This window comes from Variovorax sp. 22077 (assembly GCF_052044195.1).
In the GTDB taxonomy this organism is placed as follows: domain Bacteria; phylum Pseudomonadota; class Gammaproteobacteria; order Burkholderiales; family Burkholderiaceae_C; genus Variovorax; species Variovorax atrisoli.
This window is the reverse complement of the sequence record NZ_JBQEQC010000008.1, coordinates 88,152-108,694: the sequence shown is the minus strand read 5'-3', so window position 1 is coordinate 108,694 and position 20,543 is coordinate 88,152. Positions and strand designations below refer to the sequence as shown.

General features: G+C 69.2%; 21 protein-coding genes. 16 read left to right on the top strand and 5 right to left on the bottom strand.

All coding sequences use genetic code 11. The features are described 5' to 3' along the window. Nucleotides 1–33: 33 nt before the first annotated feature. On the top strand, nt 34–855 hold the full coding sequence (gene pyrF / locus ACTJLF_RS13855) for an orotidine-5'-phosphate decarboxylase (protein WP_019653934.1): 822 nt from the start codon (nt 34–36) through the stop codon (nt 853–855). 108 nt (nt 856–963) lie between these two features. Here the strand turns inward: pyrF and ACTJLF_RS13850 are convergent, their stop codons facing one another. Next, a complete protein-coding gene (locus ACTJLF_RS13850; protein ID WP_019653935.1) occupies nt 964–1,698 on the bottom strand; it encodes a helix-turn-helix domain-containing protein in 735 nt (244 codons plus the stop codon). 145 nt (nt 1,699–1,843) lie between these two features. Here ACTJLF_RS13850 and ACTJLF_RS13845 point away from each other — a divergent pair, with 145 nt between their 5' ends. The 7 genes from ACTJLF_RS13845 (at nt 1,844) to ACTJLF_RS13815 (ending at nt 8,207) form a co-directional block, all read left to right on the top strand. After that, nucleotides 1,844–2,698 carry a hypothetical protein gene (locus ACTJLF_RS13845; RefSeq protein ID WP_019653936.1) on the top strand — a complete coding sequence of 285 codons (855 nt, stop codon included), beginning with the start codon at nt 1,844–1,846 and terminating at the stop codon, nt 2,696–2,698. 14 nt (nt 2,699–2,712) lie between these two features. Beyond that, on the top strand, nt 2,713–4,671 hold the full coding sequence (locus ACTJLF_RS13840; RefSeq protein WP_440883259.1) for an MFS transporter: 1,959 nt from the start codon (nt 2,713–2,715) through the stop codon (nt 4,669–4,671). Between the two features lie 125 nt (nt 4,672–4,796). Then, a complete protein-coding gene (locus ACTJLF_RS13835) occupies nt 4,797–5,306 on the top strand; it encodes a YiaA/YiaB family inner membrane protein (protein WP_145759618.1) in 510 nt (169 codons plus the stop codon). A gap of 29 nt (nt 5,307–5,335) precedes the next feature. Further along, nucleotides 5,336–5,797 (top strand): hypothetical protein, encoded by a 462-nt coding sequence (locus ACTJLF_RS13830; RefSeq protein ID WP_440883258.1) that lies wholly within the window; start codon nt 5,336–5,338, stop codon nt 5,795–5,797. A gap of 53 nt (nt 5,798–5,850) precedes the next feature. Continuing rightward, nucleotides 5,851–6,594: a DUF2145 domain-containing protein gene (locus ACTJLF_RS13825; RefSeq protein WP_440883325.1), complete on the top strand. Its 744-nt coding sequence runs from the start codon at nt 5,851–5,853 to the stop codon at nt 6,592–6,594. Between the two features lie 22 nt (nt 6,595–6,616). Next, nucleotides 6,617–7,687 (top strand): serine endopeptidase, encoded by a 1,071-nt coding sequence (locus ACTJLF_RS13820; protein ID WP_440883257.1) that lies wholly within the window; start codon nt 6,617–6,619, stop codon nt 7,685–7,687. Nucleotides 7,688–7,823: 136 nt separating this feature from the next. After that, nucleotides 7,824–8,207: a DUF3597 domain-containing protein gene (locus ACTJLF_RS13815; RefSeq protein ID WP_019653942.1), complete on the top strand. Its 384-nt coding sequence runs from the start codon at nt 7,824–7,826 to the stop codon at nt 8,205–8,207. A gap of 133 nt (nt 8,208–8,340) precedes the next feature. On the opposite strand, the gene ACTJLF_RS13810 is transcribed toward ACTJLF_RS13815, so the two are convergent. Further along, nucleotides 8,341–9,123: an SDR family oxidoreductase gene (locus ACTJLF_RS13810; protein ID WP_132754267.1), complete on the bottom strand. Its 783-nt coding sequence runs from the start codon at nt 9,121–9,123 to the stop codon at nt 8,341–8,343. A 122-nt stretch (nt 9,124–9,245) separates the two neighbouring features. Between ACTJLF_RS13810 and ACTJLF_RS13805 the strand changes: the two genes are divergently transcribed. Continuing rightward, on the top strand, nt 9,246–9,623 hold the full coding sequence (locus tag ACTJLF_RS13805) for a hypothetical protein (RefSeq protein ID WP_132754265.1): 378 nt from the start codon (nt 9,246–9,248) through the stop codon (nt 9,621–9,623). A 9-nt stretch (nt 9,624–9,632) separates the two neighbouring features. Here the strand turns inward: ACTJLF_RS13805 and tgt are convergent, their stop codons facing one another. Continuing rightward, the gene (gene tgt, locus ACTJLF_RS13800; RefSeq protein WP_019653944.1) at nt 9,633–10,805 is read right to left on the bottom strand and encodes a tRNA guanosine(34) transglycosylase Tgt; all 1,173 of its coding nucleotides are present in this window, start codon (nt 10,803–10,805) and stop codon (nt 9,633–9,635) included. 5 nt (nt 10,806–10,810) lie between these two features. Further along, nucleotides 10,811–11,854, bottom strand: a complete 1,044-nt coding sequence (gene queA, locus ACTJLF_RS13795; protein WP_440883256.1) for a tRNA preQ1(34) S-adenosylmethionine ribosyltransferase-isomerase QueA — start codon at nt 11,852–11,854, stop codon at nt 10,811–10,813. Nucleotides 11,855–11,989: 135 nt separating this feature from the next. Between queA and ACTJLF_RS13790 the strand changes: the two genes are divergently transcribed. From ACTJLF_RS13790 to recG, 3 genes are read left to right on the top strand one after another with little or no spacing between them, the layout of a single operon-like run. After that, nucleotides 11,990–12,667 carry a DUF4166 domain-containing protein gene (locus tag ACTJLF_RS13790; RefSeq protein ID WP_354414497.1) on the top strand — a complete coding sequence of 226 codons (678 nt, stop codon included), beginning with the start codon at nt 11,990–11,992 and terminating at the stop codon, nt 12,665–12,667. Further along, nucleotides 12,664–14,154, top strand: coding sequence for a TIGR01777 family oxidoreductase (locus ACTJLF_RS13785; RefSeq protein WP_440883255.1), 1,491 nt, complete (start codon nt 12,664–12,666; stop codon nt 14,152–14,154). The genes ACTJLF_RS13790 and ACTJLF_RS13785 overlap by 4 nt, the downstream gene beginning before the upstream one ends. A gap of 11 nt (nt 14,155–14,165) precedes the next feature. After that, complete coding sequence (gene recG / locus ACTJLF_RS13780; RefSeq protein ID WP_354324947.1) at nt 14,166–16,298, top strand: ATP-dependent DNA helicase RecG; 2,133 nt, start codon at nt 14,166–14,168, stop codon at nt 16,296–16,298. Between the two features lie 36 nt (nt 16,299–16,334). Here the strand turns inward: recG and ACTJLF_RS13775 are convergent, their stop codons facing one another. After that, nucleotides 16,335–17,045, bottom strand: coding sequence for a GntR family transcriptional regulator (locus ACTJLF_RS13775; protein WP_019653949.1), 711 nt, complete (start codon nt 17,043–17,045; stop codon nt 16,335–16,337). A 310-nt stretch (nt 17,046–17,355) separates the two neighbouring features. Between ACTJLF_RS13775 and ACTJLF_RS13770 the strand changes: the two genes are divergently transcribed. Genes ACTJLF_RS13770 through ACTJLF_RS13755 form a run of 4 tightly spaced genes read left to right on the top strand, consistent with a single transcriptional unit; the run spans nt 17,356 to nt 20,541 of the window. Next, a complete protein-coding gene (locus tag ACTJLF_RS13770; RefSeq protein WP_026346307.1) occupies nt 17,356–18,099 on the top strand; it encodes a DUF969 domain-containing protein in 744 nt (247 codons plus the stop codon). A 2-nt stretch (nt 18,100–18,101) separates the two neighbouring features. Next, nucleotides 18,102–19,058 carry a DUF979 domain-containing protein gene (locus ACTJLF_RS13765; RefSeq protein WP_019653951.1) on the top strand — a complete coding sequence of 319 codons (957 nt, stop codon included), beginning with the start codon at nt 18,102–18,104 and terminating at the stop codon, nt 19,056–19,058. A gap of 9 nt (nt 19,059–19,067) precedes the next feature. Then, nucleotides 19,068–19,754, top strand: a complete 687-nt coding sequence (gene pcp, locus ACTJLF_RS13760) for a pyroglutamyl-peptidase I (RefSeq protein WP_354423870.1) — start codon at nt 19,068–19,070, stop codon at nt 19,752–19,754. 22 nt (nt 19,755–19,776) lie between these two features. Beyond that, nucleotides 19,777–20,541, top strand: a complete 765-nt coding sequence (locus tag ACTJLF_RS13755; RefSeq protein WP_019653953.1) for a LamB/YcsF family protein — start codon at nt 19,777–19,779, stop codon at nt 20,539–20,541. Nucleotides 20,542–20,543 lie beyond the last annotated feature (2 nt).

The window sequence follows — 20,543 nt, the reverse complement described above, 5'->3', positions numbered from 1 at the left end:
GGGGCGCGGACGGCCCGCCTAAAATCGGGCCTCATGACTTTTCTCGACAAGCTGGCCGCCGCACAGCAAAAAAACGGTTCTTTGCTTTGCGTGGGGCTCGATCCGGAGCCTGCCCGGTTCCCGGGTCAGCTCAAGGGTGACGCCACCCGCATCTACGATTTCTGCGCTCGCATCGTCGACGCCACGGCCGACCTGGTCATCTCCTTCAAGCCGCAGATCGCCTACTTCGCCGCCCATCGCGCCGAAGCCCAGCTCGAGAAGCTCATGGAGCACATGCGCCGCAACGCGCCCCATGTGCCCGTGATCCTCGACGCCAAGCGCGGCGACATCGGCTCCACCGCCGAGCAGTACGCCCTCGAAGCCTTCGAGCGCTACGGCGCCGACGCGGTGACGCTGTCGCCCTTCATGGGCTTCGACTCGGTGGCGCCATACCTCAAGCACGAGGGCAAGGGCGCCTTCCTGCTGTGCCGCACCAGCAACCCCGGCGGCTCCGACCTGCAGGGCCAGCGCCTGGCGGACGTCGAAGGCCAGCCCTTCCTGTACGAACACGTCGCCAAGCTGGCGCAGGGGCCGTGGAACCTCAACGGCCAGCTCGGCCTGGTGGTGGGCGCGACCTACCCCGCCGAGATCGAGCGCGTGCGCGAACTCGCGCCCACGGTGCCGTTGCTGATCCCCGGCGTCGGCGCCCAGGGCGGCGATGCCGTCGCCACGGTGCGCGCCGGCTGGCGCCCCGATGCGCCGATCGTCGTGAACTCGTCGCGCGCGATCATCTACGCCTCGTCGGGCGACGATTTCGCCGAAGCGGCCAAGACTGCCGCGCGCACCATGCGCGACACCCTGGAATCAGCCAAATAGGGCTCGCCCCCAGGCTGCGCGCACTTCGTGTCGCGCACGCCTTCCCCCTACCGGGGGCAACACCAGAGGCCCGGCGGAGCCGGTTCCTCGGTGTTCCTGGATTGAGCCTCATGCTCTACGGAGCCGCGTGAAAGCTTCGAACTCCCAGTTCCGCATCCCCAGCAGCAGCGTGTAGCCCTCGCGGTCCTTGGCGGCCAGTTTCTGGTCGGTCTGGTGCTGCTGGGCGAAGTCCTGCGCCACGCGCTGCAGGCGTTCCAGGAAGGCGGGCGCCAGCGAGCGGCTGATCTGGCCGTGCACCAGCAGCAGGCCCTCGGCCGGGCCGTCGAAGCCGCCCTTGTAGTAGTCGAGCACCACGTTCTCGCGGAAGAACTCCATCACCGGCCCGTGCGGGCGCCAGCGGAAGGTCTTGGCGAGCTTCAGGCGATACCGGTTGAGCGGGCGCAGCTCGATGATGCCGATGCGGTCGAGCTGGGCCAGGAAGCCGATGCACTCGGCCTCGCTCACGCGGTAGGCCGCCACGATCTGCTCCAGCGTCCACTGGCTCAGCACGCTGATGGCCACCAGCAGCAGCTTCTTGTCCTTGACCACGGCTTTTTCCTGCTCGTGCGTCAGCTCCTTCAGCAGCGGCTGGGCGTCGGCCACGCGGCGCGCCAGCTCGGCGAAATCGATCTTCAGCGCCCGGCAGATGGCGTCCACGCGCGACAGCGGCATGTCGCTCTTGGCCAGCATGCGCTTGACGCTGGATTCGGCCATGTCGAGCGACCGCGCCAGGTCGGCGTAGGTCATGCGGGCGTTCTTGAGTTCGTTCTTGAGGGCTTGGACGAGATCGACGGTGGTACTCATGGGCCGGAAGCGTACACGGGCGTCGGCAAGTATCAATTGGAGATACCACCGGGTGTGAATTAGTACCTCGTATCGATTCTCGATGCCTCTGGAGGGGTGCGGACCCTAAATTCCGCGCCAGTTCAGACCACCACCGAGGACCGCCATGCTTCTGCCCTCCCTCAGCCGCCGCGAACGCGGATTGCTTTTCACCTTCGCGCTGCTCGCGCTGATCGGCTTCTTCGGCCCCGAGCTGCCGGCCGCCGACGTCGCCATCGCCTCGGTGTTCGCCGACAACCGCGCCTGGCACGGGCTGCCCAACGCGATGGACGTGCTGAGCAACATCCCCTTCGTGGTGATCGGCCTGTGGGGCCTGTACCGGCTCAACCGCATCGACCGCTCGCACCAGGAGGCGCTGTCGCAGTTTCCGCTGGCCCCGCCGGCCAGCGACCCGCCGGACAACACGCTCGACTGCGCGTGGCTCTTCTTCGCCGGCCTGATCGCCACCGCCGCCGGCTCGGCCTTCTACCACCTCATGCCCGACGGCCCCCGGCTTGCTGCCGACCGCGCCGGCATGGCGGTGGCCTTCGCCGGGCTGATCGGCGTGGCGGTCTGCGAACGGGTGAGCCAGCGCGCCGGCTGGCCGGCCGCCTGGTTCGTGCTGACGGCCGGTCTGCTGTCGGCCGAGGTGTTCCAGGAGACGGGCAACGTCATGCCCTGGGCGCTGGTGCAGTTCGGCGGCATGGCGCTGGTGCTGACGCTGGCGCTCGCCACGCCGATGCGCAAGTCGGTGGGGCTGAAGCTGGGCTGGATCATCTTCTTCTACGTGCTGGCCAAGGGCTTCGAGATGGCCGACCACCAGATCTACGAATTCACGCAGCAGACGGTGTCGGGCCACACGCTCAAGCACCTGACGGCCTCGTTCGCCGGACTGCCCGTGGTGTTCGCGCTGCGCAAGCTGGAGATGCGCTGGCAAGCCGCGCTGCGGCACAATCCGGGCGCCGCCGCCGTGGCCGCATGAGGAGCACTCTTCGAATGACAAATCCCGCCGCCGCAGCCCCGGCCACGCCCGTGGCTCACGAGGAGAACGCCCACGCCAACCAGTTCGCGCTCCTCGGGCAGCGGCGCTTCGCGCCCTTCTTCTGGACCCAGTTCGCTGGCGCGGCGAACGACAACCTCTTCAAGTTCGCCTTCACCGTGATGGTGACCTACCAGCTCCAGCTGAGCTGGATGCCGCCTTCGATGGCGGGCCTGGTGATCGGCGCTCTCTTCATCCTGCCCTTCCTGCTGTTCTCGGCCACCTCCGGCCAGCTCACCGACAAGTTCGACAAGACGAAGATGATTCGCTTCGTCAAGGACCTCGAGATCGTGATCATGCTGATCGCCGCCTGGGGCTTCGTCACGGCCAATGCGGTGGTGCTGCTGGCCTGCGTGTTCCTCATGGGGCTGCACTCGACGCTGTTCGGCCCGGTCAAGTTCGCCTACCTGCCGCAGGTGCTCGACGCGCGCGAGCTCACCGGCGGCAACGGCATGGTCGAGATGGGCACCTTCGTCGCCATCCTGCTCGGGCAGGTGGCGGGCGGCCTGCTGGTGGCCCTGCCGAACGTCGGCCACACGAGCGTCGCCGTGGGCTGCGTGCTGCTGGCGCTGGTGGGCCGGGGCGTGGCGCAGGCCATTCCGCGCGCGCCGGCCACCGATCCGGGCCTGGTCATCAACTGGAACCCGGTCAGCGAGACCTGGCGCAACCTCAAGCTCGCGAACGAGAACGTGGTGGTGTTCCGCTCACTGCTGGGCATCTCGTGGATGTGGTTCTTCGGCGCGGTGTTCCTGAGCCAGTTCCCGAGCTTCGCCAAGGAAGTGCTGCACGGCGACGAGCAGGTGGCCTCGCTGCTGCTGGTGGTGTTCTCGGTGGGCATCGGCGTCGGCTCGCTGCTGTGCGAGACGCTCAGCCGCCGGCAGGTGGAGATCGGCCTGGTGCCGCTGGGCGCCATCGGCATGAGCGTGTTCGCGATCGACCTGTACTTCGCCTCGCGCGGCCTGCCCAAGGTGGCCGAGATGGGCATCGGCACCTTCGTCCACCAGCCCGCGCACTGGCGCGTGATGGCCGACCTCGCACTGCTGTCGCTGTTCGCGGGGCTCTACAGCGTGCCCATGTACGCGCTGATCCAGCTGCGCAGCCAGCCCACGCACCGTGCGCGCATCATCGCGGCGAACAACATCCTCAACGCGCTGTTCATGATCGGCAGCTCGGTCATCGCGGGCGCGCTGCTGGGCGCGGGATTCACCATTCCGCAGATCTTCCTGTTCACCGGCATCGCCAACGCGGTGGTGGCGTTCTACATCTTCATGCTGGTGCCCGAGTACCTGCTGCGATTCGTGGCCTGGGTGCTTTCGCGCTTCGTCTACCGCTTCGACATCCGGGGCGAGACGCACATCCCCACCGAGGGCGCGGCCGTGCTGGTGTGCAACCACGTGAGCTTCATCGACGCGGTGCTGCTGATGGCGGCGAGCCCACGGCCGATCCGCTTCATCATGGATCACCGCATCTTCAGGGTGCCGGTGCTGGGCTGGCTGTTCAAGCTGGCCAAGGCCATTCCCATCTCGTCGCAGAAGGAAGACCCGGCCGCCTACGAGGCCGCCTTCGCCAAGGCGCAGGAAGTGCTGCGCGAGGGCGACCTGCTGGCCATCTTCCCCGAGGGCGCGATCACGCGCGACGGTGAACTGCAGCCCTTCAAGGGCGGCGTGATGAAGATCCTCGAGGGCGCGCGCGCCCAGGGCATCGAGCCGCCGGTGGTCCCGATGGCGCTGATCAACCTCTGGGGCTCGTACTTCAGCCGCATCGAGCTGCGCGGCGGCGAGCGCGTGGCCATGGCCAAGCCCTTCCGCCGCGGCTTCTTCAGCCGCGTGGGCCTGAACGTCGGCGCCCCGGTGCCGCCGGCCGAGGTGCAGCCCGAGGGGCTGCGCCAGCGCGTGGGCGCCCTGCTGGCCTCCTGAACCCCTGAAAAGTATCGCTTGCGGATACCGGCGGCGCCGGAAACCGCAACCGGTGCAAGCATTCAAGCCTCGCGGTGCGGAAGCGAACCATCATTCGCTCACCTTCACTACGCCGCGAGGCATCCATGCAACCCTTCTCATCGACCACGACCGTCTTCATCCAGCGCGACACGCGGGCCTGGCATTTCCAGGCCTGGGCTTCGTTCGCGATCGCCGTGTTCCTGTGCGCCACCGGCCTGAGCTGGCTGCCGGGCGAGGCGCTGGACCGTGCGTTCATGGTGATGGGCTACGTCTTCTGCCTGAGCACGGCCTTCATGCTGTCGAAGTTCGTGCGCGACAGCCAGCAGGCCGCCGAGCGGGGCTCCGAAGCGTCGCGTGACGTGCCGATGTGGAAGCTGGTCGTCTGGGGCAGCTTCTTCGTCGCGATGGGCCTGACCGGCTGGGGCCTCGTGCGCATGGAGATCAACGACGCCTACAAGGCCTTCCTGGGCGTGAGCTGGCTGTTCCTCATCAGCTCGGCCTTCACGCTGGCCAAGACGCTGCGCGACCGCCACGAGGCCGACCTGGCCGAAGCCCGCTTGCAGGGCCGCCGGATGGCGCGCGCCGAAGCCGCCGCCGCTGCTGCCGCCGAATGACTCACGCACCCGAAGAACGGAGACTCATCATGATCAGGAAGTCGATTGCCGCCGCCCTCGTCGCCGCCAGCACTGTCTTCGCCGGTGTCGCGGTTCCCCTGCAAGCCCAGGCCCAGAGCGATGCCTCGCTCGCCCTCTCGCTGATGCCGGTGGCGTCGGTGGTGGTCGCGGGCTCCGCCGTCGGTGCCTCGGCCACCACGGCGGTCGCGCTGCCCGCCGCGCTCTCGGTGGGCGGCTCGACCCTCGCCGTGGTCGCGGTCGAGGCCTCGGTGGACGGCACGGTGTACGTGCTCGAACGCGCCTCCGACGGCGCGCGCGCCAGCATCAAGGTCGCCGGCCGCGTGGCCGATGGCGCCTCGAAGGCCGTGGGTACCAGCGTCCTCGTCACCGTGATCGGCTCGGGCGTCGTGCTGTCGGCAGCCGGCGAGGTGCTGGCCTTCGTGCCCAACGCCATCGGCCGCGCGCTGCTGCACAACGAGAGGTTGTCGTGAATCCCGCGCTGGTCCCGCTGCTCGCGCTGGCGGCTGCGGTGGCCTTGTTGCCGATGCAGGCCCAGGCCGGCCGCTCCTGCGAGCAGATCCGGCCCACGCCGGCCGTGATCGCCAAGGGCATGCAGCTGGCCGAGCGCACCTCGCAGGCGCTCGACGCCAGCGGAGCCCGCGTGGTGATCCTCGCGCGCGCCGGACAGGACCTCGGCAAGTACGGCCTGCGCTACTCGCACCTGGGCTTCGCCTACAGGACCGAGGCCGGCCCGTGGCGCGTGGTGCACAAGCTCAACCAGTGCGGCACGGCGGTGGCCGAGGTCTATCGCCAGGGGCTCGGGGAGTTCTTCCTCGACGACCTTTGGCGCTATGAGGCCGCATGGGTCGTGCCCACGCCGGAGGTGCAGGCTCGGCTGCTGGCCGCACTGAACGAATCGCCCGCACGCATCGTGCGGCTGCACACGCAGCCCTACAGCATCGTGAGCTACGCGTGGGGCCGCAAGTACCAGCAGTCGAACCAGTGGGCCATGGAAACCATGGCCGCCGCGATGGAACCCGCCACCATCGCCGACCGCGCGCAGGCGCAGGCGTGGATGCAGTTCAAGGGCTACGAGCCCAGCACGCTGAAGCTCGGGCCGCTCACGCGGCTGGGCGGCCGCGTGGGTTCGGCCAATGTGGCCTTCGACGATCATCCCAACGACAAGCGTTTTTCGGATCGCATCGAGACGGTCACGGTCGATTCGGTGTTCGCCTGGATGCCCCGCGCAGGCCTGGGCGCGGCGCCGGTGACGCTGAAGCTCCAGTGAGAAGGAACAAGGAGAAAACAACATGAGCAAGTCCCTGAGACTTTCCGAGAAATGGTTCCGCCGCGGCCTCTGGCTGGTGGCGCTGGTGTTCGCGAGCTTTCTCATCGGGCTCGGCAGCACCGTGGTGAGCGACCTGCCGCAGGTCGAGCGGGTGCGCCAGCTCGACGACTTCATCGACAAGCAACGGGCCGAGCCGCTGCGCGCCACCATCAAGGCATCGGAGGCCGCCGAGCTGCAGGCCGCGCGCGAGCTCGACCAGATCCAGCTGCAGCTCAACGCCGCCCAGCAGGCCAGCCGCAATGCGCGCGAGACCTTCGCCAACTGGCTTTCCACGCGGCGCGCCACCGCGCTGCCCGACCAGGACGCCGAGCTCATCGCGCGCACCAAGGCGCTCGACGCCTTCAAGCAGAAGGAGGAAGAGCTGCAGCGCAAGGTCAACGCGCAGCAGCAGATCACGCTGGATGCGCGCCAGGGCGAGCAGCGCGCACGCATCGCGCTTTCGGAGCTGGAGCGCGATGCGCAGATCAAGCTGGAGGCCGAGTACCGCCGCGTGGAGCTGCGCGTGTTCGCCTACCGGCTGGCGCTCACGCTGCCGCTGCTGGTGGTGGCGGGCTGGCTCTTCGTGAAGAAGCGCAAGAGCACCTACTGGCCCTTCGTGTGGGGCTTCATCTTCTTCGCGCTGTTCGCCTTCTTCGTCGAGCTGGTGCCCTACCTGCCGAGCTACGGCGGCTACGTGCGCTACGTGGTGGGCATCGTGCTCACGGTGCTGGTGGGGCGCTACGCCATCGTCGCGCTCAACCGCTACCTCGCGCGGCAGAAGCTGGCCGAGCAGCAGCCCGACCAGGTGCGCCGCGAGGAACTGAGCTACGACACCGCGCTCGCGCGACTGGCCAAGAGCGTGTGCCCGGGCTGCGAGCGGCCGGTGGACCCGAAGAACAACGAGATCGACTTCTGCCCGCACTGCGGCATCGGCCTGTTCGACCATTGCGGCAATTGCGATACGCGCAAGAGCGCGTTCTCCAAGTTCTGCCACGCGTGCGGCACCTCGGCCGCGAATCGCGTGCTGCCGCCTCTCGGGACGGCGAAGGCGTAGTCTGCGAATTCGGTCACGGCGCGCGGAAGCTTCGACACGTCATGTAGCGGACATGCCGCGGGGCCGTGCTACAAACCCCGGCTGCGACACAAGTGTTGCCGCAGACTTCCAGCCAACCCTTCGACGGAGCACAAGCATGAGCATTTTTGGCAGCATCCTTTCCAAGATCTTCCCGGGCGCCAAAGCCGCTGAGGCCCCGGCACCAGCCCCCGCGGCTCCAGCCGATGCACCGGCGCCCGCCGTGGCCGCGCCGCCGCCGGCCATTCCGCTGGGCGACGTGGCCGCCGTGCTCGACGCGATGCCGGGCTCGAAGAACCTGAACTGGCGCACCTCCATCGTCGACCTGATGAAGCTGCTGGGCCTGGACAGCAGCCTCGAAGCCCGCAAGCAGCTGGCCGCCGAGCTGAGCTACGGTGAAGACACCAGCGACAGCGCCAAGATGAACATCTGGCTGCACCGCCAGGTCATGACCAAGCTGGCCGCCAACGGCGGTACGGTTCCGGCTGAGTTGCGGGACTGAGCACACCCCCGGGCTGCACGCACTTCGTGTCGCTGCGCCAACCCCCTTGCAGGGGGCAGCACCTTCGGCCCGGCGAAGCCGGTTCCGCGGTGTTCCAGAACAGAAAGCCTCGCGCAATGCGCGAGGCTTTTTTTCAGGTCCAGCCCGCGTCCACCACGTAATCCTGCGCGGTGCACATGCGCGAATCGTCGGCCGCGAGGAAGAGCGCCATCGCCGCGATGTCCTCCGCCATCACGCGCCCCGGCAGGCACTGCGCCGCATCGATCTCCGCGGCCGACTCGGGCTTGACCCACAGCCTGATCTGCCGCTCGGTCATCACCCAGCCCGGCACGATCGAGTTCACGCGGATGTTCTGCTTGCCCAGGTCGCGCGCCAGCGAGCGCGTGAGGCCGCGCGCCGCGGCCTTGCAGGCCTGGTACACCGGGTAGCCCCTGCCCTTCATCATCCAGCTGATCGAGCCGAAATTGATGATCGAGCCGCCGCCCAGCGCGCGCATGTCGTCGGCCACCGCCTGCGCTGCGAAGAACTGGTGCTTGAAGTTGACGGCCACGAGGCGGTCGAAGTCCTCGTCGGTCACGTCGGCCATCTCGTGGCGGCGGTCGTTGGCGGCGTTGTTCAGCAGCACCGACACCGGCCCGAAGCGCTGGCGCACCGCGTCGATGGTGGCCGCGAGGGCGGCCGTGTCGGTCACGTCGCAGGGCAGGAAGAGCACCGGGTGTTCGCCCTGCAACTGCGCCGCGAGCGCATTGCCGGCAGCGCTGTCGAGATCGCAGAAGCCCACCTTCGCGCCCTGCGCATGGAAGGCCCGCACCAGCCCTTCACCGATGCCGCTGGCGCCGCCGGAGATGAACACGGTGCGTCCGGCCAGCGAGGGATAGCGGGCGGTGTAGGGCGAAAGTTGTGATGCGTCGGTCATGGGGATGCAGCAACGGCGTTGGAGACGGACGGCAAGCGTAGCGGATAGCGGCCGGCCGGTGTATCCGGTGTATGGCTTCCGGCGAATGGGCGGCGCGCACGTGCGTGGCTACGCTTGCTTCCATGAAGACGAAGACCCTCCCCCGCCGCCGCACCCTCGTTGCGCTCGCGATGCTCGTTCCCGCCGCGCTGGCGGTGCGCTCGGTTCGGGCGCAGGGGGCAGCGCCGGGTGTCCAGCTCTTCAAGGTGGTCTCGCCGCGCGACGAGGTGATCGTCGGCGCCGACGCCGCGCTGCTCGGCGCAGGCTCGGGCCCCGCCGTGGAACGGCTGGCGACCCAGCTCGCCGCCAAAGGCCAGCTCACGCTGTGGCAGTACGCATCGAGCAAGGACGCAGGCGGCGCACTGGTGCAGGCGCCGCTCAGGCAGATCGTGGTGTTCAAGAACGATGCGCTGCGCGTCGAGCCCTACGCCACGCCGCTGCCGATCCTTCCGCTGAAGTGAGGCGAAGCCTCAGACGCCTCGTGCGCGCTCCGACTTGAAGCGCGCGCGGAACTCGGTGAACGTGCCCGCGTCGAGCGCCTCGCGGATCTCGCGCATCAGGTTCAGGTAGTAGTGCAGGTTGTGGATGGTGGTGAGCATCGGCCCCAGCATCTCGCCGCAGCGGTCGAGGTGGTGCAGGTAGGCGCGGCTGAAGCCTTCGCGGCCGCCGTCGTTCCAGCTCACGCCCGAGGTGCCCGCGCAGGCATGGCAGGTGCAGCTCGGGTCGATGGGCTGCGGGTCGCTCTTGTGGCGCGCGTTGCGCATCTTCAGGTCGCCGAAGCGGGTGAAGAGCGTGCCGTTGCGCGCGTTGCGCGTGGGCATCACGCAGTCGAACATGTCCACGCCGTCGGCCACGCCCTGCACCAGGTCTTCGGGCGTGCCCACGCCCATCAGGTAGCGCGGCTTGTTCGCGGGCAGCCGGTGCGGCGTGTGGCCCATGATGTGCAGCATCTCTTCCTTGGGCTCGCCCACGCTCACGCCGCCGATGGCGTAGCCGGGGAAGTCCATGTCGACCAGCGCCGCGAGCGACTCCTCGCGCAGGTTCTCGTACATGCCGCCCTGCACGATGCCGAAGAGCGCGTTCGGGTTCTGCAGGCGCGAGAACTCGGCCTGGCAGCGCTTGGCCCAGCGCAGGCTCAGTTCCATCGAGATGCGCGCCTCGGCCTCGGTCGTGATGTGGCCCTTGGTGTCGTAGGGCGTGCACTCGTCGAACTGCATCACGATGTCGCTGTTGAGGATGGTCTGGATCTGCATCGAGACCTCCGGCGTGAGGAAGAGCTTGTCGCCGTTGACCGGCGAGGCGAACTTCACGCCCTCCTCGCTGATCTTGCGCATCGCGCCCAGCGACCACACCTGGAAGCCGCCCGAGTCGGTGAGGATGGGCTTGTCCCACTTCTCGAACTGGTGCAGCCCGCCGAAGCTGGCCATCACGTCGAGGCCCGGGCGCATCCACAGGTGGAAGGTGTTGCCCAGGATGATCTGCGCGCCCATCTCTTCCAGGCTGCGCGGCATCACGCCCTTGACCGTGCCGTAGGTGCCCACGGGCATGAAGATCGGCGTCTGCACCTTGCCGTGGTTGAGCGTGAGCGTGGCGCGTCGCGCGTGGCTGTCGGGGTCGGTCTTGAGGAGTTCGAAGTTCAGCATGTCGTTCAGTCCTGGTTGCGTGCCAGCAGCATGGAATCGCCATAGCTGAAGAAGCGATAGCGTTCGGCGATGGCATGGGCGTACAGCCCCATCACCCGCTCGTAGCCAGCGAAGGCCGAGACCAGCATCATCAGCGTGCTCTTGGGCAGGTGGAAGTTGGTCACCAGCAGGTCGACGTGCTCGAAGACGAAGCCCGGCGTGATGAAGATGCGCGTGTCGCCCGCGGCCTCGCCGCTCCTGGCCCACGATTCGAGCGTGCGCACGGTGGTCGTGCCCACGGCCACGATGCGCCCGCCGCGCGCCTTGCAATCGGCAATCGCGCGCTGCGTCGACTCGGGCACCTCGTAGCGCTCGGCGTGCATCGTGTGCTCTGAAATGTTCTCGGTCTTCACCGGCTGGAAGGTGCCGGCGCCCACGTGCAGCGTGACGTTGGTGCGCTGCACGCCGTTCGCCTCCAGCTCGGCCAGCAGGCCTTCGTCGAAGTGCAGGGCGGCGGTGGGCGCGGCCACCGCGCCGGGCACGCGCGCGAACACGGTCTGGTAGCGGCTCTCGTCCTCGGCCGAGTCGGTGTGGGTGATGTAGGGCGGCAGCGGCACGTGGCCGCAGCGTTCCATCAGCATGTAGGGGTTCTCGCCGGTGCCGCTCTCGAAGGCGAAGCGGAAGAGGGCGCCGTTCTCGTCCGGCCAGCGGCCCAGCAGCGTGGCGCGGAAGCCGCCGACCATCTCCAGCGTGGTGCCCACGGGCGGCTTCTTGCTCACCTTCATGTGCGCCACCACTTCCTGGCCCTGCAGCACGCGCTCGACCAGCAGCTCGAGCTTGCCGCCGGTCGGCTTCTCGCCGAAGAGGCGGGCCTTCACCACGCGGGTGTCGTTGAAGACCAGCAGGTCGCCCGGCCGCAGCAGCGAGGGCAGGTTCCTGAAGATGCGGTCGACCGGTGCGGGCCCCGTGCCGTCGAGCAGGCGGGAGGAGGTTCGTTCGGGGGCCGGGTGTTGCGCCACCAGCTCGGGCGGCAGGGCGAAATCGAAATCGGAGAGCGTGAAAGCGCGCATGTGCTTGAGGGCCGGACGGGCCCGTTCCAAGAAAGACGGGAAGCGGTGGGACGCGGGGAGGGCCCGATTGTCCCATGCCGCGAAAGCCGGCCATTTCCGCGGGCTTCGCGGGGTTGTCCGAGGCAGAATCGGCGGATGGTCGATTCACTAGCCGCGCGTGTTTCTTCAGCTTCGTCGCCCGGTCCCTCCGAGGGGGAGCTCTTCAAGAAGATCCTCGGCGCCGCCTGGCTGGGCCTGCACCCCGACATCCGCCGCCGCTTCGACAAGAACCCGTCGCCGGGCAAGGCGCTGCACTACCTGGGCTCGCTGAGCGAACTGCGCTGCTCGCGCTTCGGCAAGCTGCTGGGACACATCACGCAGCCGATGATCCAGGGCGCGCTGATTCCCTACAGCGACGCCGACTTCCCCGTGGAGATCCAGGTCTACGCCAGGCCGCAGGACCCGGCCATCTACAAGCAGCGCATCTACCGCCTGCACGGCCGCAGGCCGATCCAGTTCACCAGCTTCATGCGCGAGAGCGAGCGCGGCGAGGTGCTGGAGTACGTGGGCATGGGGCTGGGCATGAAACTGGTGCTGAGCGTGGAGAACGGCAGCCTGCATTTCCAGAGCGACGGCTACTTCTGGGAGGTTTTCGGCTGGCGCATCCCGCTGCCGGGGGTGCTCACGCCCGGCAAGACCTTTCTCTGGCACCACAACGAGACGCCGGAGCGCTTCAACATCCGCATCGAGATCCGCCACTGCCTGATGGGCACGACCTTCACCCAGGTCGGCGTGTTCGAGGAGGTCGCCGAGCCGAAGGCGGTGCCCGCATGATCGACACGCACCTGCTCGCGCTGCAGCTCATGGCCGCGCAAGGCGCGCTCGGCGCCTTCGACACGCTCTACCACCACGAGGGCACCGAGGCGCTGCCGCGGCGCGGCACGGCCGGGCGCGAGCTGGCGATCCACGCGACGCGTTCGTCGATCTACTGCGCGCTCTTCATCGGCCTGTCGTCCTGGGCCTGGCACGGCGCCTGGGCGTGGGTGCTGCTCGCGGTGTTCGGCGTCGAGATCGTGCTCACGCTGTGGGACTTCGTCGTCGAGGACCGCAGCCGCCTGCTGCCGCCGACCGAGCGCGTGACGCACACGGTGCTGGCCATCAACGCGGGTGCCTTCATCGCGCTGCTGGCGATGAGCGCGACGGACTGGGCCGCCCGGCCCACCGCGATGGTGTGGCAGCCGCAGGGCTGGCTCGGCGCCTTCCTCGCGCTGTGCGGCGTGGGCGTGGGCCTCTCGGGCCTGCGCGATGCCTTCGCGGCGCGCGCTCTCTTCAGGCGCGGCGAGCAGGAGCAGGCGCGCGATGCACAGGCGCCGGTGCGCTTCGGATCGAAACCGCAGCGCGTGCTGGTGACGGGCGGCACGGGCTTCATCGGCCAGCTGCTCGTGCGCCAACTGGCGGCCGACGGTCATGCCGTGACGGTGTGGACGCGCGATGCGCGGTCGGCCGCGTGGAACTTCGGCGGCGCGGTGCGCTGCGTGCAGTCGCTCGACGAAGTGCCGGCGGCCGACGACATCGACGTGGTCGTCAACCTCGCGGGTGCGCGCATCCTGGGCATGCGCTGGAGCGAGCGGCGCCGGGCGCAGCTGCTGCAAAGCCGCGAAGGGCTGACGCAGCAGCTGGTCGCGTGGATCGCGGCGCGGCCGCGCAAACCCTGGCTGCTGCTGTCCGGCTCCGCCATCGGCTACTACGGCGTGCAGCCGCAGGGCGACGCGCGCGAACTCGCGGAAGACGCGCCGCCGCAGCCGATCTTCATGTCGCAGCTGTGCCAGCGCTGGGAGCAGGCGGCGCAGGCGGCGGTGGCGCACGGCGTGCACGTGGCCTGCATGCGCTTCGGCTTCGTGCTGGGCCACCAGGGCTCGCTGCCGCAGCTGCTGCTGCCGATCTCGCTCGGCTTCGGCGGGCGGCTCGGCAGCGGGCGGCAGTGGCTGTCGTGGGTGCACGTGCACGACCTGATCCGCGCGATGGCGCACGTGTGGACCCTGACCGAAGACGCTGCGGCACCCCCGGCCGCGCAGGCGTTCAACTTCACCGCACCCGGCGCCCTGAGCCAGGAGGAGTTCACCCGCGTCGCCGCGAGCGTGCTGCACCGGCCCTGCTGGATGCCGACGCCGGCCGCGCCCGTCAAGCTGCTGCTCGGCGAGCAGGCCGACCTGCTGCTCGAAGGCCAGCGCGTGGTGCCGGCGCGGCTGCTGCAGTCGGGTTTCCGCTTCATGTTCCCCGACGCCCGCAGCGCCTTGACGGACCTTTGCCGGCCACGCTAGAAGACTCGCCCGTGCCCGCCAAGAAAGCCCCGATTCCCCCCGCCGAAGCCACGGCCGCCGCGCCGGCGAAGCCGTCGCCGCCGGGCTCCGGCCTGAGCCAGGTCCAGCGTGCGCTGCGCAAGCTCGGCCTCGTGCGCGACATCGACTTCGCGCTCTACCTGCCGATGCGCTACGAGGACGAGACGCGCATCGTGCGCATCGCCGACACGCGCGACGGCGACATGGCGCAGGTCGAGGGCGTGGTCACCGAATGCGAGGTGGTGTACCGCCCGCGCCGGCAGCTGATCGCGACCATCGACGATGGCAGCGACACCTGCCAGCTGCGCTTCTTCAACTTCTACCCCTCGCAGCAGAAGCAGCTCGCGGTGGGCGCACGGGTGCGCGTGCGTGGCGAGATGCGCGGCGGCTTCGTGGGGCGGCAGATCATGCATCCGACGGTGAAGGCGGCCGGCACCGCGCTGCCGAATGCGCTCACGCCGGTGTACTCGACGGTGGCCGGCCTCCCGCAGCCGGTGCTGCGGCGCGAGGTGCGCTCGGGCCTGGCGCGCGCGGTGCTCGACGAGACCGTTCCCGTGCAGATCGGTTTCCGCGGCGCGTGGAACCTGCGCGATTCGCTGACTTTCCTGCACTACCCGACGCCCGACGTGGCGATCGCCACGCTCGAAGACCACAGCCATCCCGCCTGGCAGCGCATCAAGGCCGAGGAACTGCTCGCGCAGCAGCTCTCGCAGCTGCAGGCGCGGATGGAGCGCGCGGCGCAGCGCGCTCCGGTGCTGCCGCCCGTTGCGCCCGAACCCGACGCGGCCTCGCTGCATTCGCAGCTGCTCGCCGTGCTGCCCTTCGGCCTCACGGGTGCGCAGCAGCGCGTCGGCGAGGAGATCACGCGCGACCTGGGCCGCGAGATCCCGATGCACCGCCTGCTGCAGGGCGACGTGGGCTCGGGCAAGACCGTGGTGGCCGCGCTCGCGGCGGCGCGCTGCATCGACGCGGGCTTCCAGTGTGCGCTGATGGCACCCACCGAGATCCTCGCCGCCCAGCATTTCGGCAAGCTCGTCGGCTGGCTCGATCCGCTGCTGGCCGCGCGCGGCCAGCGCGTGGCGTGGCTCACGGGCAGCCAGAAGAAGAAGGAGCGCGACGAGATGTCGGCGGCCGTTGAAAGCGGCCAGGCCGCGCTGGTCATCGGCACGCACGCGGTCATCTCCGAGAAGGTGCGCTTCAAGAGCCTCGCGCTGGCGATCATCGACGAGCAGCACCGCTTCGGCGTGGCGCAGCGGCTGGCGCTGCGCGGCAAGGCGGAAGGGCACCTCGAGCCCCACCTGCTCATGATGAGCGCCACGCCCATCCCGCGCACGCTGGCGATGAGCTACTACGCCGACCTCGACGTCTCCACGCTCGACGAGCTGCCGCCGGGCCGCACGCCCATCGTCACCAGGCTGGTGGCCGACCACCGGCGCGACGAGGTCATCGACCGCATCCATGCGCAGATCGCGCAGGGCCGGCAGGTGTACTGGGTCTGCCCGCTGATCGAGGAGAGCGAGGCCGTCGACCTGCGCAACGCCACGGAGACGCGCGACGAGCTGGCCGAGACGCTGGGCGAGCCCATCCAGGTCGGCCTGCTGCATTCGCGCATGCCCACGGCCGAGAAGCAGGCGGTGATGGCGGCCTTCACCGCCAACGAGATCCAGGTGCTGGTGAGCACCACGGTGATCGAAGTGGGCGTGGACGTGCCCAACGCCTCGCTGATGGTGATCGAGCATGCCGAACGCTTCGGCCTCTCGCAGCTGCACCAGCTGCGCGGCCGCGTGGGGCGCGGCGCGGCGGCCTCGGCGTGCGTGCTGCTCTATGCGCCGGGCGACAGCGGCCGCGTCGGCGAGGCGGCGCGCGCACGGCTCAAGGCGATGGCCGAAACCAGCGACGGCTTCGAGATCGCGCGGCGCGACCTCGAGATCCGCGGTCCCGGCGAATTCCTCGGCGCGCGCCAGTCGGGCGCGCCGCTGCTGCGCTTCGCCGACCTCACGACCGATACGCTGCTGCTCGACTGGGCCCGCGAACTCGCCCCGGTCATGCTGCGCAAGCACCCCGACCTCGCGCAGCGGCACATCGACCGCTGGCTGGGCACCAAGGCCGAGTACCTGAAGGCCTGAACCCGCTACGCCTGCGGGCGTAGCGGGCGCCACGCCCTAGCTGTCGATGCCGCCCTCGGGCATGCTGCGCGCATAGACCGCCAGCACGATGCGCTCGGAGTGCACCAGGTAGTCGTTGAGCGCGGCCGAGCCCTCGGCGAACTTGCCGGCCTCGATGAGCTCGAGCAGCTTCATGTTCATGTCGACGTAGGGCGCGTGCAGGAACTCCGGGTCCTTCAGCAGGCCGAAGGCCAGCCGCAGCTCGACCAGGATGTGCGCGAACAGGTTGTTCAGCCGCTCGCTGTCGGCCAGCTCCACGATGGCCATGTGGAATTCCATGTTGGCCGTGCCCACGCCCAGCCAGTCGCCGGCCTCGCGGCACTTCAGCGCCATCTCGACCGCCTCGCGCATGTGCTTCTTGGCCGGGTGGCGCGGGTAGGCCTGCGCCAGCGCCTGGCATTCGATGAGCCGGCGCACGCGGTAGATGTCGATGATCGACGCGATGCTCGGCACCGCCACGAACACGCCGCGGTTGGGTGCGTGCTTGAGCAGCCCTTCCTTGGTCAGCGTGCGGAACACCTCGCGCAGGGTGTTGCGCGAGATCTCGAAGCTGTCGGCCAGCGCGGCCTCCGACAGCCGCTGCCCCGGGGAGAACTCGCCTTTCACGATCTTCTGGCGGATCAGCTCCGCGACCCGGTCATTGAGCGTCTGTGCGCCCGCAGCGGCTGCGGGCGGGGCGGGAGAGGTCGTGGAGGCCGGAGGAGTCATGCCGAAAGCGCAGGGCAAGGGAGAGCGGGGGTGGAGGGCGGTGAAACCGGCCGTTTGTAGCAGGTTTTCCCGCGCCGGCCGCTCAAGGCCGGGCCCCGTCGCATGCACCAGACGGCGGCGCGCTCAGGGTTTTCATGGAGCCATGCGGGCACCTTTGTTGGGCACACTCACATAAATTGTTCAACAATTTAATGGAAATGAGTGATTCAGTGGAAATGAATTGCTCATTCATTGGCACGCAGTTTGCAAGAAGCGGCCTGCCGGAGCTCCCGGCGCAAGGTGTCTCCGAATCACCCAACGAAAGACCAACATGACTCCTGACATCCCTCACCTCTGGCCGCTGATCGGCGTCGCCGTGATCATTGCGGGCTTCGTCCTGCGCTTCAATCCGATGCTGGTGGTGATCGTCACCGCCATCGCCACCGCGGCGGCGGCCGGCTTCGGCCCGATGGCGATCCTCACGGCCATCGGCAACGGCTTCATCAAGACGCGCAACCTGCCGCTGATCATTCTTCTGCCGCTGGCGGTGATCGGCCTGCTCGAGCGCCACGGCCTGCGCCAGCACGCGCAGAACTGGATCAGCCGCATCAAGTCGGCCACCGCCGGGCGCCTGCTGATCGTCTACCTGGCCGCGCGCGAACTCACCGCCGCCATGGGCCTGACCAGCCTGGGCGGCCATCCGCAGATGGTGCGGCCGCTGCTCGCGCCGATGGCCGAGGGCGCCACCGAGACGCGCTACGGCAAGCTGCCCGATCGCATCCGCCACAAGCTGCGCGCCTATGCGGCGGCCACCGACAACGTGGGCCTGTTCTTCGGCGAGGACATCTTCGTGGCCTTCGGCGCCATCGTGCTGATGACCACCTTCCTGCACGAGGCCGGCATCGACGTGGAGCCGCTGCACGTCGCGATGTGGGGCATCCCGACGGCCATCGCCGCCTTCATCATCCACGCCTGGCGCCTGCGCCGGCTTGACCAGGCGCTGGCGCGCGAACTCGACGGCAAGCCTGAAGTGCCCGCGGTTCCCTCGGTGCCCGCAACCCAGGAAGGCCGCTGATCATGATCCTCTCGATCCAGCACCTCTACATCCTGGTCGGCCTGATCCTCGCGATCACGGCGGTCATGACGCTGGCCGACCGCCAGCATCCCAAGCGCTACACCAGCGCGCTCTTCTGGGGCCTCTATTCGCTGGTCTTCCTGGTGGGCGACAAGCTGCCGCCCGCGCTGGTGGGCGTGGGCGCCATCGCCATGGCCGTCATCGCCGGCATGCGCGGCGTGGGCGCGGGCAAGCACAACGAGCCGACGCCCGCCCAGTACGAGGCCAGCGCCAGGCGCCTGGGCAACAAGCTCTTCATGCCGGCGCTGGCGATCCCGCTGGTCACCGTGATCGGCACGGTGCTCGTGAGCAAGGTCAAGATCGGCGACGCCTTCCTGCTCGATCCCAAGAACACCACGCTGGTGAGCCTGGGCGTGGGCTGCGTGGCGGCGCTGGCGCTGGCCTGCTGGCTGACGCGCGAGACGCCGGTGCAGGGCATGCGCGAGTCGCGCCGCCTGACCGACGCGCTGGGCTGGGCCGTGGTGCTGCCGCAGATGCTGGGCATGCTGGGGCTGGTGTTCTCCGACGCGGGCGTGGGCAAGGCGGTGGCGTACGTCACCACCAGCTACATCAACATGGACATCCGCTTCGTCGCGGTCGCGGTCTACGTGCTGGGCATGGCGCTCTTCACCATCATCATGGGCAACGGCTTCGCGGCTTTCCCGGTCATGACGGGCGGCGTGGGCGTGCCGGTGCTGGTGGGCGTGTACCACGGCGACCCGGCGGTGATGGCGGCCATCGGCATGTTCTCGGGCTACTGCGGGACGCTGATGACGCCGATGGCGGCCAACTTCAACATCGTGCCGGCGGCGCTGCTGGAACTGCCCGACAAGAACGCGGTGATCCGCGTGCAGATACCGACCGCGGCCACGCTGCTGGTGGTCAACATCTTCCTGATGTACTTCCTGATGTTCCGCTGAGGCCCCTGCATGACCACCGATGACAAGGCACCCCGGGTGCTGGTCGCGGGCTTCGAGCCGTTCGAGAACGATCCCGTCAACCCCGCGTGGGAGATCGCCCGCGCGCTCGACGGCTGGCGCTGCGAAGGCACCGTGGTGCAGGCGCTGCAGCTGCCCTGCGTGTTCGGCCGCTCGATCCACGTGCTCGACGCCGCCATGGCAAGCATCGTGGAGAGCGGCAGGCCGCTGCCGCTGGTGCTGTGCATCGGCGCCGCGGGCGGACGCACCGAGATCTCGCTGGAGCGCGCCGCGCTGAACATCGACGACGCGCGCATTCCCGACAACGCCGGCCACCAGCCCATCGACACCGAGGTGGTGCCCGGCGCGCCGGCCGCCTACTTCACGGCGCTGCCGATCAAGGCCATGGTGCGCGACATGCGTGCGGCGGGGCTGCCCGCGGCGGTGTCCAACAGCGCCGGCACCTTCGTGTGCAACCACATCTTCTACGCGCTGATGCACCGCCTCGCGAGCTGGCCGATGCTGGCGCACACGCGCGGCGGCTTCGTCCACGTGCCCTACCTGCCCGAGCAGGCCGCCTCCAAGCCGGGCGTGGCGAGCATGGCGCTGCAGACGCAGGTGGAAGCCTTCCGCGTGGCGATCCGCACCGCGCTGCTCGTGCGCGACGACGTGCGGGAGACGGCGGGCCGCCTCCACTGACCGACCTACTGAAGACCGAACGATGAACATCGACTTGAACAGCGACCTCGGCGAGAGCCTGGGCGCATGGCGCATGGGCGACGACGCCGCCATGCTTTCCCTCGTGAGCAGCGCCAACGTCGCCTGCGGCTTCCATGCCGGCGACCCGGCCGGCATCCTGCGCACGCTGCGCCAGGCGAAGGAGCGCGGCGTCGTCATCGGCGCGCACGTGGCCTACCGCGACCTCGTGGGCTTCGGCCGCCGCAACATGGACGTGGAGAGCGCCGACCTGCGCGCCGACGTGATCTACCAGATCGGCGCGCTCAAGGGCCTGGCCGCCGCGGCCGGCACCACGGTGCGCTACGTGAAGCCTCACGGCGCGCTCTACAACACCATCGCCCACGACGAGCGCCAGGCGCGCGACGTGATCGCCGCCATCCGCGAGATCGACGCCAGCCTCGTGCTGGTGGCGCTGGCGGGCTCTCCGCTGCTGGGCTGGGCGCGCGACGCGGGCCTGCGCGCGGTGGCAGAGGCCTTCGCCGACCGCGCCTACACGCCCAGGGGCACGCTGGTGTCGCGCCGCGAACCCGGTGCGGTGCTGCACGACGCCGAGGAAGTGGCCGCGCGCATGCTGCGGCTGGCTTCCGAAGGCGTGGTCACGGCCATCGACGGCAGCACGGTGCGCATCGAGGCCGAGTCGGTCTGCGTGCACGGCGACAGCCCCGGCGCTGTGGAGATGGCGCGCCGGGTGCGCGCGCTGCTGGAACAGTCGGGCGTGGCGATCCGCTCCTTCGTGGACGCCGCATGACG